The organism is Devosia salina (genome assembly GCF_019504385.1).
In the GTDB taxonomy this organism is placed as follows: domain Bacteria; phylum Pseudomonadota; class Alphaproteobacteria; order Rhizobiales; family Devosiaceae; genus Devosia; species Devosia salina.
The window spans coordinates 3,302,115-3,317,471 of the sequence record NZ_CP080590.1 but is presented as its reverse complement, the minus strand read 5'-3'; the positions used below and the strand labels follow the sequence as shown (position 1 = coordinate 3,317,471).

General features: G+C 64.6%; 16 protein-coding genes. 5 read left to right on the top strand and 11 right to left on the bottom strand.

Going from position 1 to position 15,357, the window contains the following annotated elements:
• Window positions 1–640: 640 nt before the first annotated feature.
• The 9 genes from K1X15_RS16260 to ilvA all read right to left on the bottom strand — a co-directional run bounded on the left by K1X15_RS16260 (window position 641) and on the right by ilvA (window position 8,843).
• The gene (locus K1X15_RS16260; protein ID WP_240549525.1) at window positions 641–964 is read right to left on the bottom strand and encodes an ArsR/SmtB family transcription factor; all 324 of its coding nucleotides are present in this window, start codon (window positions 962–964) and stop codon (window positions 641–643) included.
• A 61-nt stretch (window positions 965–1,025) separates the two neighbouring features.
• Window positions 1,026–1,445 (bottom strand): arsenate reductase (glutaredoxin), encoded by a 420-nt coding sequence (gene arsC / locus K1X15_RS16255; protein ID WP_220304642.1) that lies wholly within the window; start codon window positions 1,443–1,445, stop codon window positions 1,026–1,028.
• Window positions 1,442–2,113 carry an aquaporin gene (locus K1X15_RS16250; RefSeq protein ID WP_220304641.1) on the bottom strand — a complete coding sequence of 224 codons (672 nt, stop codon included), beginning with the start codon at window positions 2,111–2,113 and terminating at the stop codon, window positions 1,442–1,444. The genes arsC and K1X15_RS16250 overlap by 4 nt, the downstream gene beginning before the upstream one ends.
• Window positions 2,106–2,630: an arsenate reductase ArsC gene (locus K1X15_RS16245; RefSeq protein ID WP_220304640.1), complete on the bottom strand. Its 525-nt coding sequence runs from the start codon at window positions 2,628–2,630 to the stop codon at window positions 2,106–2,108. The genes K1X15_RS16250 and K1X15_RS16245 overlap by 8 nt, the downstream gene beginning before the upstream one ends.
• Entirely contained in the window at window positions 2,627–2,980 is a 354-nt protein-coding gene (locus K1X15_RS16240) for an ArsR/SmtB family transcription factor (protein WP_220304639.1), read from the bottom strand. The genes K1X15_RS16245 and K1X15_RS16240 overlap by 4 nt, the downstream gene beginning before the upstream one ends.
• 191 nt (window positions 2,981–3,171) lie before the next feature.
• On the bottom strand, window positions 3,172–5,049 hold the full coding sequence (locus tag K1X15_RS16235) for an ABC transporter ATP-binding protein (RefSeq protein WP_220304638.1): 1,878 nt from the start codon (window positions 5,047–5,049) through the stop codon (window positions 3,172–3,174).
• Between the two features lie 89 nt (window positions 5,050–5,138).
• Window positions 5,139–5,840, bottom strand: coding sequence for a pyrimidine 5'-nucleotidase (locus K1X15_RS16230; protein WP_220304637.1), 702 nt, complete (start codon window positions 5,838–5,840; stop codon window positions 5,139–5,141).
• A gap of 81 nt (window positions 5,841–5,921) precedes the next feature.
• Window positions 5,922–7,145: a hypothetical protein gene (locus tag K1X15_RS16225; RefSeq protein WP_220304636.1), complete on the bottom strand. Its 1,224-nt coding sequence runs from the start codon at window positions 7,143–7,145 to the stop codon at window positions 5,922–5,924.
• Window positions 7,146–7,325: 180 nt separating this feature from the next.
• Window positions 7,326–8,843, bottom strand: coding sequence for a threonine ammonia-lyase, biosynthetic (gene ilvA, locus K1X15_RS16220; protein ID WP_220304635.1), 1,518 nt, complete (start codon window positions 8,841–8,843; stop codon window positions 7,326–7,328).
• Window positions 8,844–9,021: 178 nt separating this feature from the next.
• On the opposite strand from ilvA, the gene K1X15_RS16215 reads away from it, so the two are divergent.
• Window positions 9,022–9,627 carry a TetR/AcrR family transcriptional regulator gene (locus K1X15_RS16215; protein WP_276315326.1) on the top strand — a complete coding sequence of 202 codons (606 nt, stop codon included), beginning with the start codon at window positions 9,022–9,024 and terminating at the stop codon, window positions 9,625–9,627.
• A gap of 2 nt (window positions 9,628–9,629) precedes the next feature.
• Entirely contained in the window at window positions 9,630–11,111 is a 1,482-nt protein-coding gene (locus K1X15_RS16210; protein ID WP_220304633.1) for a DHA2 family efflux MFS transporter permease subunit, read from the top strand.
• A gap of 142 nt (window positions 11,112–11,253) precedes the next feature.
• On the opposite strand, the gene K1X15_RS16205 is transcribed toward K1X15_RS16210, so the two are convergent.
• A complete protein-coding gene (locus K1X15_RS16205; protein ID WP_220304632.1) occupies window positions 11,254–12,483 on the bottom strand; it encodes an FAD-dependent monooxygenase in 1,230 nt (409 codons plus the stop codon).
• Window positions 12,484–12,537: 54 nt separating this feature from the next.
• On the opposite strand from K1X15_RS16205, the gene K1X15_RS16200 reads away from it, so the two are divergent.
• Window positions 12,538–13,011, top strand: coding sequence for a MarR family winged helix-turn-helix transcriptional regulator (locus K1X15_RS16200; RefSeq protein ID WP_240549523.1), 474 nt, complete (start codon window positions 12,538–12,540; stop codon window positions 13,009–13,011).
• Window positions 13,012–13,021: 10 nt separating this feature from the next.
• Here K1X15_RS16200 and argB read toward each other — a convergent pair whose 3' ends face one another.
• Window positions 13,022–13,924 carry an acetylglutamate kinase gene (argB, locus tag K1X15_RS16195; protein ID WP_220304631.1) on the bottom strand — a complete coding sequence of 301 codons (903 nt, stop codon included), beginning with the start codon at window positions 13,922–13,924 and terminating at the stop codon, window positions 13,022–13,024.
• 176 nt (window positions 13,925–14,100) lie between these two features.
• Between argB and K1X15_RS16190 the strand changes: the two genes are divergently transcribed.
• Both K1X15_RS16190 and K1X15_RS16185 read left to right on the top strand, forming a co-directional pair.
• Window positions 14,101–14,652 carry a sigma-70 family RNA polymerase sigma factor gene (locus K1X15_RS16190; protein ID WP_220304630.1) on the top strand — a complete coding sequence of 184 codons (552 nt, stop codon included), beginning with the start codon at window positions 14,101–14,103 and terminating at the stop codon, window positions 14,650–14,652.
• On the top strand, window positions 14,649–15,353 hold the full coding sequence (locus K1X15_RS16185; protein WP_220304629.1) for an anti-sigma factor: 705 nt from the start codon (window positions 14,649–14,651) through the stop codon (window positions 15,351–15,353). The genes K1X15_RS16190 and K1X15_RS16185 overlap by 4 nt, the downstream gene beginning before the upstream one ends.
• Window positions 15,354–15,357 lie beyond the last annotated feature (4 nt).

Below are 15,357 nucleotides of genomic sequence, written 5' to 3'. Positions count from 1 at the left end.
TCGGGGGCCCCGTCCATGTGGTGAAGCGTGGCCGGACTTCGATATCACCACCCCAGCCAGAAGGCCCCCTCAAGGGGGTGGGGGCGGCAGAACCGAAAACAGCGCTGACGGTGAGATGATCCGGCACCGGTTTGGAAGGCTCCGCTGGAGCGCTCGGTCCTTCGGGGCGGAGCGGAGCCCAAAAAGAGCCACCCCCACCCGGCCTCCCCCTGAAGAAGGGGAGGAGTAGGTCGCGTTTGTTGCTTGATCCGCGAGGCTACGATGCACTCCCCGTGTCAGGGGAAGGTTGTGGCGGGGTCCCGTCCATGCGGTGAAGCATGGCCCGACTTCTACGCTTCCTCCCCAGCCGTTCGGGCACAGCTCTCATGGCCTTTTCGACTGACCTCGCGGCCCCGGCGCCGCGGCCTTGGCTGCGCGCACCGCCTGCACGGTCCCTCAAGGGGAGCGGGCGGCAGAACCGAACGCCGCGCTGGCGGTGAGATGATCTGGCGCTGATGGCCGGCGGCAGCTTGGAAGGCTCCGATAGGGCCATCGGTCATTCCGGGTGGGTCGGAGCCCTGAGAAAGGGCCACTCCACCCAACTTCCCCCTGAAGAAGGGGGAGAGTAGGTCGGGCTGTCAGGGTTTGACCGTGAAACCCTCTAGTCCTGTGCGTCGTCCTCGCCCGGCTCGTGATCCTCCATGGCGTGGGCGAGCATGTCTGTCAGCATGCGCGCGATATGGTCGTCGGCCACCTGGTAGAACACCTGCTTGTTGCGGCGGGTGAAGCGGACGAGGCGGGCGGCGCGGAGGAGGCGCAGATGGTGGCTGACGAGGGAGGGACTGGCGCCGATGGCGGTTGCGATGTCGCCGACGGCAATGGCGCCCTCCAGGCAGGTGAGGACGACCTTGAGCCGTGTCGGGTCGCCCAGAAGCCGATAGGTCTCGGCGATGACGGTCAGGTGATTGTCTTCAGGCAGGGGCACGGTATCGGGTCCGCTTGGGCGTCGGCACCCATAGTTAGGGTGCTTCGGCCCGGCTGACCAGTCAGACGCGGTTGCCGGCAGCGTCGATGACGACTTCACCATCTTCCTTGGTGAAGGGAATACCGAGGGCCTCGGGCAAGATGTCGAGCACGATTTCGGAGGGACGGCAGAGGCGAACGCCGTGGGGCGTCTCGACAAAGGGCCGGTTGATGAGGATGGGGTCGGCCAGCATGGCCTCGATGAGTTCCTCGTCCGAGAGATCGGGATTGTCGAGGCCGAGTTCGAAATAGGGCGTGTCCTTGATCCGAATGGCCTCGCGCACGCTGAGGCCGGCGCGATCGATCAGCTCCACCAGCCGGGCCCGGTCGGGTGGGTTCTCGACATAGAGGACAATCCGGGGCTCGATGCCGGCCCCGCGGATCATGGCCAGGGTGTTGCGCGAGGTGCCACAATCGGGGTTGTGATAGATGGTGACGCTCATGGTGAGACCTTCATTGTTGGCCGGAGCAACCAGGCGGTGACGCCGAGGGCGAGCAGGGCCCCTACGATCTGGGCGAGGATGAAGCCGGGCACGTCGGCGGGGCCGATGCCGGCGAAGCTTGACGTCAGCGCCCGGCCGATGGTCACGGCCGGATTGGCGTAGGAGGTCGAGGCGGTGAACCAGTAGGCGGCGGTGATATAGAGGCCGACGCGCAGGGCGATCTGCTCGGCGGGGTGCTTGAGCGAAAGCAGGATTGTGAGCAGCAGGCCGAATGTCGCCACGGCCTCGCTCAGCCACTGGCTGGGGCCAGTGCGCGGGTCAGCATAGGCCGAAAGCAGCGGCAGGTCGAACATCAGATGCGCGATCAATGTGCCCAGCATGGCGCCGCCGATCTGGCACACCATGTAGAGCGCCGCGTCGCCGGCCGAAAGCTGGCGCCTGAGGGCCATGACCAGCGTCACCGCCGGGTTGAAATGCGCGCCCGAGAGCGGCGCCAGGATGCCGATGAGCACGACGAGGATGGCGCCGGTGGCGATGGTATTGGCGAGCAAGGCCAGGCCGATATCGGTGGTCAGGCGCTGGGCCATGATGCCCGAGCCGACCACGGTGGCGACGAGAATGGCAGTGCCGAGCGCTTCGGCGGCCAGTGGGCGGAGACGATCAGTCATTATTGGCCTTGTCGGTGGCGCCATCGAGCTTGCCGATGTCCTTGAGCTTGTTCTGCAGCGACATGCGGTCGATGGTGGCGAGGGGCAGCGCGGTGAAAACCTCGATGCGGCGGCGCAGATAGTTGGCAGCGTCGCGGAAGGCGTTGACCTTGTCCAGTTCACTGCCCTCGACCGCTGCCGGGTCGGCGACACCCCAATGGGCGGTCATCGGCTGGCCGGGCCAATAGGGGCAGGTCTCGCCGGCGGCATCGTCACAGACGGTAAAGACGAAATCGAGCTGCGGCGCGCCCGGCGCGGCGAACTCGTCCCAGGATTTCGACCGGTAGCCCTCGGTGGGCAGGCCCATTTCCCTGAGTGTGTGCAGGGTCAGCGGATTGACCTCGCCCCTGGGCTGACTGCCGGCCGACCAGGCCTTGAATTTGCCTCCCGGCACGGCGTTCATGATCGCCTCTCCCAGTACGGAGCGGGCCGAATTGCCGGTGCATAGAAACAGCACGTTGTAGACGCGGTCGTTCATTGGCGAATGTCCTCGGGAACGCAGCAGGGGGTGATGTCTTCGATCAGCGGCGCGCAGAGCTCAGGGCGGCCGCCGCAGCAGTCATTGACGAGATAGGACATGACATCGCGCATGCGATTGATGTCGGCGCGATAGGTGATGGTGCGGCCCTGCCGTTCGGCGCTCAGCAGCCCGGCGCGCGTCAACTGGGCCAGATGGCTCGACATCGTGTTTTGCGGCACGTCGAGCCGGCGGGCGATTTCGCCGGCGGGCAGGCCATGGGGCTCATGTTCGACCACGAGGCGGAAAGCCGCGAGGCGCGATGGCTGGGCCAGGGCCGAGAGGGCCTCGATGATGGTTATGTCATCCATATATCGGGATTTATCGATATATTGTGACAGTTGCAAGACGGCGAAGGGCGGTATGACGATACCCCCACCCTTAATCCCTCCCCACAAGGGGGAGGGAGACGATGAACACTAGTGTCAAGGCCCGAAGCCTCCCTCCCTCAAGGGGAGGGAGGCGAAGGCGCCGTCAGTCCCGCGAATAGTGGCGTACCGCGCTACCGATAGCCCGCTGCCTGCAGTTCGAACAATTCGGCATACCGCCCCTTGAGGGCGACGAGCTGTTCGTGGGTGCCCGCTTCGAGAATGGCGCCATTGTCGAGCACGAGGATGCGGTCGGCCATGCGCACGGTCGAGAAGCGGTGAGAGATGATGACGGCGGTCTTGCCTATGGCGAGGCCCTTGAAACGGGCAAAGACCTCAGCTTCCGCCTTGGCGTCGAGCGCCGCCGTGGGTTCGTCGAGGATGATCAGTTCGGCGTCGCGCATATAGGCGCGGGCAATGGCCACCTTCTGCCACTCGCCGCCGGACAGGTCGCGGCCCTGCTTGAACAGACGGCCCAATTGCTGGTCATAGCCCTTGGGCAATCGGGCGATGACGCCCTTGGCCAGGCTCTGCTCGGCGGCGGTGTCGATGCGGTCCTGGTCCTCGCGCGCCTCAATGCGCCCGACGCCGATATTGTCGCGGGCGGAGAAGCTGTAGCGGATGAAGTCCTGGAAGATGACGCCGACATGGGCGTGGATATCGGCGGGGGCCATCTGCCTGAGGTCCACGCCATCGATGGTGATGCGCCCTTCGCTCGGGTCATAGAGCCGGGTCAGGAGCTTGACGATGGTGGTCTTGCCCGCGCCGTTCTCACCCACCAGCGCCAGGGTTTCGCCCGCGGGCAGGGTGAAGGAGAGGTTGCGCACCACCCAATGGTCGGTCTCGGGATACTTGAAGCCCACATTGTCGAAGACAATGCCGGACCGGATAGGGACCGGGAAGGCTGCGGGCGCGGGCGGCGGCAGGACGGTGGGCTCGATTTCGAAGAAGGAAAACAAATCGTCCAGATACATGGACTGCCCGGCAATCTGGGTGAAGCCGAGCAGGATTTTCTGGAACAGGCCGTTGAGCCTCAGGAACGAGCCGGACAGAAAGGCCAGGTCGCCCAGCGAGAAAACGCCGGTAATGGTGCGCCAGACGATGAAGGCATAGGCGGCGTAATAGGCCAGGCTGGCAATGGCGGCAAAGGCGGCGCCCCAGCCGGCCCGCAGAATGGCGACGCGGCGGTTTTCGAGAAAGATCTGATGCGCCAGGCCCTTGAAGCGGGTGACGAGATAGTCGCCCAGGCCGAAGAGCTTGACCTCCTTGGCGGTCTCGGCGCTGGCCCCGATATGGCGCAGATATTCGAGTTCGCGCCGTTCGGGCGTGCGCCAGCGGCTCAGCATATAGGCCAGGGAATTGAAGCGGCTTTCACCCCAGACCGAGGGGATGAAGCTCAGGGGCAGCAGCAGGATCAGCCAGGGCGCGTAGATGAACAGGCCCGCCGCCAGGGTCATGACGGTGATGATGTCCTGGGCCTGCCCGAAGATCTGGCTCAGCAGCGCATTGCGGCCGGCTGCCTGGCGGCGGGCGCGCTCCAGCCGGTCCTGGTATTCGGCGCTTTCGAAGTGCTGCAGGTCGAGCCGGGCGGCATGCTGCATCAACTCGACGCTGACCTGGTTGGAATGGAGTTCGGACAGGATGGAATCCACCAGGCCCGTGGCACGGGAAATCAGGTCATTGGCCAGCACCAGCGCCAGTTCGAGCAGGAGGAAGCCGATGACGGAATTGAGCAGCCCCGCCTCGAACCAGTCGAGAATGCCGGGGCCGGGCGGGGTTACCGCGGAGAGCCGCACCACTTCGTCCACGATCAGCTTGGCGGCATAGAGTACGGCCACCGGTTGCAGTGCCGCGATGATGCGCAGGCCGATGCTGGCCGCGGTCAGGAAGCGGCTGGTGCGCCAGATCTGCGCGACGAGACGCCCCAGATGGGCGAGGTTGTCGATCTGGTCGCGAAGCGTGGGGCTCTTGTCGGGAAGGGGCGGCGGACGCCGGCCGGGGAGGTCGCTCATGGCGCCAATGTAGTGCGTCCCGGCTGCGGCGGGAATAGGCACAAGAGCTTGGCTGCATTACCTTTTGGACAGGCTGGCGGGCCCGGCCTTCAGGGCAGGCTGCGCAGGAAACCGGCCAGGTCGGCGGTCACGTGGTGCACATGCGGGCCGGTCGATTGCCCCAGCTCCCAGGCTTCCACCTGTTCATGGGCGAAGTCTTCGCCGGCGATCACCTGCACTGTTGCCATGCCCACCTCATGCGGCACGACGAGATTCTTTTCGAGATCATCGAACATGATGGCGCGGGTCGGTTCGATATCGTGCAGGGCAAAGAAGCCATCATAGGCGGCCCGGTGCGGCTTGGGGACAAAGGTCATGGCGCGGATGTCGTGCACATGCTCGAACAGGTCGTCGCCGCCCAGCCGGGCGAGCACCGCGCGGGCGTGGCCGGTATCGCCATTGGTGAGGATGAACTTGCGGCCCGGCAGGGCGCGGATGGCCTCCACGAGGTCCGGACGCGGGTCGACGGGGGAATAGTCGATGGCGTGGACGGTGGTAAGGAAGTGATCCGGATCGACCGTGTGGCGCTGCATCAGCCCGTTCAGCGTGGTGCCATAGTCGCGGTAATAGTCCTTCTGCAGGGCGCGGGCATCGGCAAAATCGAGCTGGGTGATGTCCATCACATAGCGGGTGATCAGCGTATCGATCTGCGCGAAGAGATTGCACTCGCGCGGATAGAGGGTGTTGTCGAGGTCGAACACCCAGTCGGTGACGTGATCGAGGCTGGTATGGGGCAGGCGCAAACTGGTCATGGGCGCATTCTGGCACAAATGAGTGAAGGCTTCATCAGCGCCCGGGACAATGGCGGGGCCTGAAGGCCCCGCCACAAGCGCTTACTTGGACTTCTGGTTGGCCGTGACCGAGAGGCCGAGGGCCTGGATCAGGCTGGCTGGATTGGACGCAGCGGCTGCCAGGACCAGCACGCTGGTCGGCGTGGCCGGCTTGACCGCGACTTCCAGGCTCCTGGGATCGTCGAGGAAGGCCGAGACCGGCGGTACCACGAGATCGCCAAGCGCCGGAATGCCGCTTTCGGCGATCATGGCGGGGAGCATGGTCTTGAGGCCTTCCACGAAGGCGCCGCGATCGGCGCCGGACTGGGCCGCGAACATGTCGAGCAGCCTGGGCGTGAGGCCGGCATCGTCATAGCGGATGCCAAGGCCGGAAATGGTCATGGCCTGGGCGATTTCCATGCCCGCCATCATCTGCTTGGCCTGGGCTTCCTCGCTGGCCGGATCGAGATCGGAGCTTTGCAGCGCGTAGATCTTGTCGAGCATTGCGGGGGTGAAGCCGGCCACGTCGGCAGTGATGTTGAGCGCACCGATATCGGCAAAATCGAGCAGGAATTCGTTCACCGCCAGATGGCCATCGGCCATGGTCCAGTCGATCGACTGGGTGATATTGCCGCTCACAGTGGTCAGGCCCAGCGCCGCGATCACCGCGCCGGCCTCGGGCTCTTCCTCGCCCACCGTGCTCAGATCGGCCCAGATGTTGGAGATGGACAGCGAAGAGGAAATCGACTCCAGCGCGTCGTTGTCGTCATAGGCAAATTCGGAGGCGGCTTCCATGCCGTCGATCTTGACCACCTCGACACCATCGCGGCTCAGGGTCAGCGGCCCGGTCGCCATGCGGCCCACCACCTGGAGCAGTACGTCGGCGCTGGTCTGGCCCTCGGGGGGCAGCCAGAGATCCTCGGCAACCATGTCCACCAGGGTCAAATGGCCCACATGGTCGTCGCCGAATTCCATGTCGATATCGGGCACGGTCAGGCTGTCGGCAAAGTAACTGCCATCGTCATTCTCGACGACGCCCGAAAAGGTCAGTTCGGTATCGAGCACCGTGGGCTCCATGTCGGCGCCCGGCACGTTGACGGTGACGCCGTCCACGGTGATGGTGTCGCCCGAGAGCGTGGCGGCGCCAAAGCTCAGGTCATAACCCATGGCCTTGTAGACCGTTTCGACGCGGTTCACGAAGGTCTCGGCGTCGAGTGCCATGGCCGGCTGCATAAGCGCCAGCGTCGTCAGTCCGGTCGTTGCCAGAAGTCCGGTCGTCTTGATCATTCTGATCATTCTATTTCCCTCAATATGACTTGCACGCGACCGGAGCCCTCCAGTTCAGCGCCTCGTCCCTGCAATTTGCCCCTTGCCCGCGCAAATGCAATGGACTCGTGGCGGAAATGGGTCGGATCGCTTTAGATGCGGTATATTTCAGCCTAATGTCACCGCGCCTGCGCGGGTGGACTATTCCAAATTGAGAAATTGCCGATAGGCAGGGTTGTCGGTCTCGTCCCAATAGGGAAAACCGATAGCGTCGATATGGCCGAAGAAGTCGCCCTTGGTATGCTCCGGCACTTCGATGCCGACCAGCACCCGGCCATAGTCGGCGCCGTGATTGCGATAGTGGAACAGGGTGATGTTCCAGGCATCGTTGAGGCCTTCAAGGAATTTCAGCAGGGCGCCCGGGCGCTCGGGAAACTGGAAGCGGAACACCATTTCGTCGCTGATGCCGGCGGCCCGTCCCCCCACCATATGCCGGACATGGAGCTTGGCCACCTCGTTGTCGGTGAGGTCCGTCACCGAAAGGTCGTTGGCCTCGAGCATGGCAATGATGTCATGCTTCTCGGCATCGCCGCCGGAGAGCTTGATGCCCACAAAGATATGGGCGCTTGAGCCGGGGGCGTAGCGATAGTTGAACTCGGTGACGGCGCGGCTGCCGATGAGCCGGATGAAGGCGCGGTAGCTGCCGGGACGTTCCGGGATGGTCACGGCCAGCAGCGCCTCCGCACGCTCGCCGATCTCGGCACGCTCTGCCACGTAGCGTAGCCGGTCGAAATTGACATTGGCGCCCGAATTGATGGCGATCAGCGCTCCCTCGGGTGCGTTGCCGTTTTCGATGTCGCGCCTGAGGCCCGCCAGCGCCAGGGCCCCGGCCGGTTCGGTAATGGCGCGATGGTCGTCGAAGATGTCCTTGATGGCGGCACAGATTTCGTCGGCTGTGACGGTCACGATGTCATCGAGCAGGTCGCGGCAGAGCCGGAAGGTTTCCTCGCCCACCTGGCGCACGGCCACGCCATCGGCAAACAGTCCCACCCGGTCAAGCGGTACGGGCCGGCCGGCCGCGATGGCCGCCTGCATGCTGGCCGCTTCGTCCGGCTCGACCCCGATGACGCGGATTTCGGGCCGCAGGAATTTCACGAAGCTGGCAATGCCGGCGGCAAGGCCCCCGCCGCCCACCGGCACATAGATAGCGCCGATCGGTTCGGGGTGCTGGCGCATCAGTTCGAGCCCGATCGTGCCCTGGCCAGCGATGACGTCGGGGTCGTCGAAGGGATGCACGAAGACATAGCCGTGCCGCTCGGCCAGGGTTGTGGCATGGGCGCGGGCGGCGTCGAAGCCATCGCCGAAGAGCACGACCTCGCCGCCCAGGCGCTTGACGGCATTGACCTTGATGATCGGGGTGGTGGTCGGCATCACCACAACTGCCCTGATGCCCAGACGCGTCGCGGAGAGGGCCACCCCCTGGGCATGGTTGCCGGCGGAGGCACAGATGACGCCACGGGCGCGTTCTTCGGCAGACAGGTGCACGATGCGGTTATGGGCGCCACGGATCTTGAAGGAAAAGACCGGCTGCAGGTCCTCGCGCTTGACCAGGATGGTGTGGCCCAGCCGCGCAGAGAGCAGTTCCATCTTTTCCAGCGGGGTCTGTATGGCGACCTCATAGACCGAGGAGGTCAGGATCTTGCGGACATAGTCGGTCATTGGCATTCCCGAAGGGTGGGCGTGAACATGGGGTGATGGACGCCTGCTGACAGCAATTGTCAATCTGGCAGTCCACAAGGTCGATCAGGGAGAGGGGCCCGATGTTGCGGCCCGCGCATAGCTGAAATATCTCAATCAAGTGATTGATTAAATCTGGATCGCCGTGTATGTCCGCGTCATGCAGGTGGATTGCCCAAAACGAGAGAGTGGCGATGAACGCCGGCTTGCCATTGCGCGGGCCGCCAGGGCGATCATCGTCGAAAGAGGCCTTGAAGGTTTGCGAACGCGCGACATTGCCGCCCGTGTGGGCATCAATATCGCCACGCTCCACTATCACGTGCCGAGCAAGGAAGCCCTGGTGGCGCTGGTCGCGCAAAGCCTCAAGGAGGAATTTCGCGACCAGGGCATGCGGCGCCCGCGCGAAGGACGTACGGGGCTGGAACTGCTGCGCATGGAAATCGAGGACGTCATCGAAACCCTGTTCGAGGCACCCGACCGGCTCAGCATCATGGCCGAACTCATCGAGCGGTCGCGTCGCGATCCCTCGATCGCCGCCATTATCCGGCCGATGACCGGCCACTGGCGACAGATGCTCGCCGACATTTTCGCGCTTGGCGTCAGGGACGGCACGCTTCGTGCCGACCTCGATCCGCAGGCGGCCGCCCACATCTTCCTGGGCACGGTGGCCGGCTGGCGCAGCTCGCATCCCGACCGCTCGGAAATCGAAGCGGCGTTTTCAGAAATCGAGCGGGCCTTCAAGGCGCCCGCCAGCAAAGGGGACTAACAATGTCTGCAGCTCACGCCGAGGCCGCGCCGCCTGATCCGCGCCGCTGGCTCTCCCTGGCGATCCTCCTGATCGCCAATTTCATGAATCTGATCGACGTCACCATCGTCAATGTGGCGTTGCCCTCGATGCGCGAAAACCTTGGCGCGACCGACAGCCAGATCGAGTGGGTGATTGCCGCCTATGTGCTGGCATTCGCCCTCGGGCTTTTGCCCTTCGGGCGGCTAGGCGACATCGTGGGGCGCACGCATATGTTCCTCTGGGGCGTCGGCGCCTTCACCCTGGCTTCGGCCCTGTGCGGCATGGCGCCTTCCATCGAATTGCTGATCGGAGCCCGCGTGCTGCAGGGGCTGGGCGGCGCGATGATGACGCCGCAGGTGCTGGCCATCGCCACGGTCACCTTCCCGCCGCAGGAACGCGGCCAGGCGTTCTCGCTGTTCGGTCTGTCGGCGGGCCTTGCTTCAGTCTGCGGCCCCATCCTGGGTGGCGTGCTGATCGATGCGCATCTGTTCGGGCTCGACTGGCAGCCCATCTTCCTGGTCAACGTGCCCATCGGCATTGCCGCCATCATTGCCGGCTGGCTGCTGATCGCGCGGCTCCCCGGCCATCCCGACCTCAAGAACGACTATGTCGGCATCGGACTGTTCGGGCTGGGCATCGTCTCGGTTGTGTTTCCCATCGTGGAAGGCCGCGCCTATGGCTGGCCGCTCTGGGCCTTCGGCATGATCGCCTTCGGCATCATCATGCTGGGCGCATTCTACCTCTGGCAGGGCCGCCGCGCCGCCGCCGGGGAGCCGCAGCTGCTCAACCATGACCTCCTGCGCAGCAAGGACTTCATGTTCGGCGCCTTCGTGGTCACCGTCTTTGCCTCGGGTATTCCAGGCATGTTCATGGTGATTTCGCTGCTGTTGCAGGCCGGTTTCGACTTCTCGCCGCTCGAATCGGGGCTGACCAATACCCCCTTCTCGGTTGGCGTGCTGATTGCCTCCTTCATTGCCGGCCGCTTCGGCTCGCATTACCTGCGCAGCCGCCTGGCTGGGGCCGGGGCTCTGCTGACCTTCGGCATTGCCTGGCTGCACTTCATCATTGCCGGGGTGACCGACACGATCGACCATTGGTGGTTCCTGCCGCCGCTGCTGATCGCCGGCATCGGCCTGGGCCTCGGATTCTCGTCGCTCTTCCAGCTGGTGCTGCGCAGCGTGCCGCCGCGCGATGCCGGCGCAGGTTCGGGCGCGTTGCAGGCCTTCCAGCAGGTGGGTGGGGCGCTCGGCATTGCGCTGATGGGCGAAATCTTCTTCACCCATCTGGGCAATTCCTTCGCCACCGGCGCCGGCCCGCATGCCGCCTTCGCCGATTCCGCAGCGCTGGCGCTGTGGTACCAGGTGGTGGTCTTCGGCCTCGTGCTGGTGCTGGCCTTCTTCTTCAAGGGCGCCGGCAACCAGCCCCAGGGGCGCCCTGTGGCGCCCGTGCCGGTCGAAGCCTAGAGCGTTTCCCGTTCTGATTGAATCAGAACGGGAGCTCTATCTCTTTGTTTTGTCACGCTTTCGAACCGCAAAAGTGGTGTCCACTTTTTCTGAAAGCGCTCCAGTTGCAGACAGAAGGGCCGCCCATTGGGCGGCCCTTGTTCTATTGGTGAGGTGTTGCCAGTGGGTGCTGATCGACGCGAAAGCTGAACAGGGCGCTTTGCATGCGGGCGGCCATGGGCATGACGATGGGCAGGATCATGTCCCGCAGCTTCAGTTCAAACCAGTTTTGCGCCAGCTTCTGCGAACCGCTGGCACGGCCAAGCCTTATGGCCCTGGCCACCCGGTCGCGTCGGAGGCGCTGAAACCGCGCGAAGGCCTCGACGGAGTTATGCTCCGCTGCAAGGCAGGCGGCCAGGACGATCGCGTCCTCAATGGCCATTGAGGCACCTTGACCCGAATGGGGCGCAACGGCGTGGGCCGCGTCGCCCATCAACAAGACCCGGTCCGAATGCCAGCGGGCCAGTTCGGGCATGTCATAGATCGGATAGTTGCGGGCAATGGGGCCTGCCGATGCCAATATGGCGGCGTTGTCCAGGGGATCATCGGCATGCATGGCGCGCAACTGACTGCCAAAGGCCGCTGGATCCTGCACCGATGCGGCGCTTGCCTGCCTAGTGGGAAAGCTGTTGAACCAGTGGACGGGCCGGCCCGGCGCCTTGATGTAGCCGAAGAATGCCTTGCGTCCGAACGTCATCCGCATCAGCCCGTCGGTCGGCGCAATGTCGGGAATGTCGATGATACCGCCCGTGCCGATCTGTCCCGAATAGACGGGCTGGGGAAGGTCGGGGAATATGTGTTGGCGCATGCGCGAGCGAATGCCGTCGCAGGCCAGGGCGATAGCGAAGTGCTCGATGGTGCCAGCGACAGTCAGTTCCACGCCCCCGTCTGTTTCCCTCGCCTTGTCTATGGCGTGGCCGTGGCGGATTTCCATGCCTGCCGCGACTGCTGCGTCCAGCAGGATGCCGGCCAGCGCGCCGCGGCCAATGGTGACTGAGGCGGCGCCGAAGCTCTGGGCATGAGTGGCATAGTCGACAATGGTCAGAAGCCGCCCGCGCTCGTTGTAGATGGCGAGGCCGTTGGTCTGCAGGCCTGCCGCCAGCACCGTTTCGGCCAGGCCCAGGGCGCGCAGGGCATTGATGCCGTTCGGCGCCAGGGTCAGAAACAGTCCTTCGCTCCGCAATTGACCGGCATCGGCCTTTTCAAACACAACGGCCCGAAATCCGGCCTGGTGCAAGGCCAGGGCGGTGGCCAGACCGCCTATGCCGCCGCCGCAGATCGCAATGGCCGGTTGCGATTTGAGGCTTGCGGGCGAAGGAGCGAAAGACGACATTGATGCAATCCGATTTATTATTAGATGATCTAACAATCAGATTGGCGAAGTAAAATGTCAACAGGGAAGCAGGCGCTGATTGCGGAGCTGGGCATGACGATCATGCGCTGGCAGGACCAGACCCAGAAGTTCGATGAGCTGGTGGGGCGCATCTACGGGCTGGGTCCCTCGGAACGGCTATGCCTGAGCTTTTTGATGGGGGGACCACAGACGGCGAGTGTGATTGCGCGGGAAATCCGGCTCACGCCCGCGGCGGTGACGACGCTGCTCGATCGGCTGGAGCAGCGGGGCTATGTGCGGCGGCAGTCCGATCCGGCGGATCGGCGCAAGGTGATGGTGACGTCCGATCACGCGGCGCTGGCGCTGGCACAGGAGGTCTATCTGCCGATGGCGGAAGCCGGTGCGGCAATGCTCGAGCAGTTCAGCATGGATGAGCTGCAGGTCGTCAATAGGGTCGTCCAGGCGGCCATGGCGCTGCAGGACGAGGCGGCGGCGGCGCTGCAGGAGCGCGGCAGGCCACGCTCCTGAACCAGCCGGCTCAACGCACGATCAGCGTGCCGGCGCCGTGTTCGGTGAACAGTTCCACCAGCACCACATGCGGGGTCTTGCCGTTGAGGATGACGACGCCCTCGACGCCATTGTCGAGTGCTTCGAGGCATGTTTCGACCTTGGGGATCATGCCGCCCGAAATGGTGCCGTCGGCAATCAGCGCCTTGGCCTCGCGCACGGTCAGTTCCGGCATCAGCTTGCCGTTCTTGTCGAGCACGCCCGGCACGTCGGTGAGGAACAGGAGGCGCTTGGCGCCGAGCGAGCCGGCAATGGCGCCGGCAAAGGTGTCGGCGTTGATATTGTAGGTATTGCCGTCGCGGCCCGGCGCCACCGGGGCGATGACCGGGATCATCTCGGAGCGCGCCAGGAGATCGAGCAGGGTGCGGTCGACCTCGACCGGCTCGCCCACAAAGCCCAGGTCGAGCACGCGCTCGATATTGGAGGTGGGGTCCTTGTAGGTCTTTTCGGCCTTCCTGGCGAAGACCATGTTGCCGTCCTTGCCGCAGAGGCCGATCGCCCATTCGCCCTCGGCATTGATCAGGGCCACGATTTCCTTGTTGATCGAGCCGGCCAGCACCATCTCGACGATTTCCATGGTGCGCGCATCGGTGACGCGCAGCCCGCCCTCGAACTTGGATTCGATGCCCAGATTCTTGAGCATGGAGGCGATCTGCGGACCGCCGCCATGCACCACGATCGGGTTGACCTTGGATTGCTTCAATAGCGCGATGTCGCGCGCAAAGGCCTGGCCCAGGTTGAGGTCGCCCATGGCGTGGCCGCCATATTTCACCACGACGGTCTTGCCCTCATAGCGCTGCATATAGGGCAGGGCCTGGGCGAGGATGCCGGCGTCGTGGCTGAACCGGTCGGTATCGGGGGCTTGATCGGTCATGGTGCTCTGCGGCTCCCTGGCAAGGCCTTCGTTCGGGGAAAAGGGTCTAGTCCATTTCCGGTTGCTATGAAACGCCCTTGCCCAGCTTTTTTGAAGGGCGGTGATCCAGTTGTCCCCACGCCACGTTGTGATGGGATGACCCGCAGCCGGTCCTGGGGACGGAGGGACGCCAGCCTATGACCATGCAATCCGAGACCGCCGACATCGCCACCCTGATCTCCCGCTGTTCCCTCAGGGACCGCCAGGCATTCCGCACGCTCTACCAGCGCACCAGCGCGAAACTCTTCGGCGTGGTGCTGCGTATCTTGAGAAACAGGGCCGAGGCCGAGGAGGCCATACAGGAGGTCTATATCAAGATCTGGCAGCGCGCGGACCGCTATGTCGCGGGGCAGTATTCTCCCATCAGCTGGCTTGTCGCCATTGCACGCAATCATGCCCTGGACATGGTGCGGGCGCGACGCCCGGCGGGCGATGATCTCGATGCCGCGCTCGACATTGCCGATGCCGGCCCGGATCCGGAGCGGCTGACCCAGGCCAGCGAGGACGGGGAAAGGATCGAGGCCTGCCTGGCGCAGCTGGAGCCGGATCGCGCCGAAGCAGTACGCGGTGCCTATCTCGATGGTTATAGTTATGAGGAATTGGCACAGCGCTTCGCGGTACCGATCAATACGATGCGGACCTGGTTGCGGCGCAGCCTGATCAAACTGAGAGAGTGTCTGACGGCATGAACGAGACCCGGAGCAAGATGGACGACGGCGGGCGCGGTGCGCTGGTTGCCGAATATGTCCTGGGTCTGCTGGGCCCGGCAGAGCATGCGCGTGTGGCCCGGATGATCGAGGCCGATCCGGCGCTGCAGGCTGAGCACGACTTTTGGTCGGCGCGGTTCGCCGCACTCGATGGCGACTTTGCCGAGGTGGCGGCGCCCGCCCATGTGCTCGCCCGAGTGGAAGAGCGCCTGTTCGGGCCCCAAACGAAATCGTCCTGGTGGGACAGCCTGGCCCTGTGGCGCGGCCTTGCGGCCGGGGCATTGGCCGTGGCGGTTGCTGCCATCGGCCTGAACCTGATGCAGCCGGCGCCGAGCGTGACGAGCCTGACCACCCAGCTGGTGGCGGCGCTCGAAGCGGAAGGCAGCGATGTGCGGTTCCTGGCGCTCTATGACGGGGCAGGGGCGGTGCGGCTGACGGCCCTGTCCGGGGACGTGGCCACCGATCGCGACCTCGAACTCTGGGCCATCCAGGGTGGGGGCGACCCCATTTCGATGGGTGTCATTCCGGTCAATGCGCGCTCGGTGGTGGAATTGTCCGAGCAGGTGCGGCAGGGCTGGGGCGAAGGCTCGGTTCTTGCCATCACGCTCGAACCCAAGGGCGGGGCGCCCGAGGGCAAGCCGACCGGCCCGGTGGTCGCCGCCGGTGAAGTGCACCAGATCTGAGGCC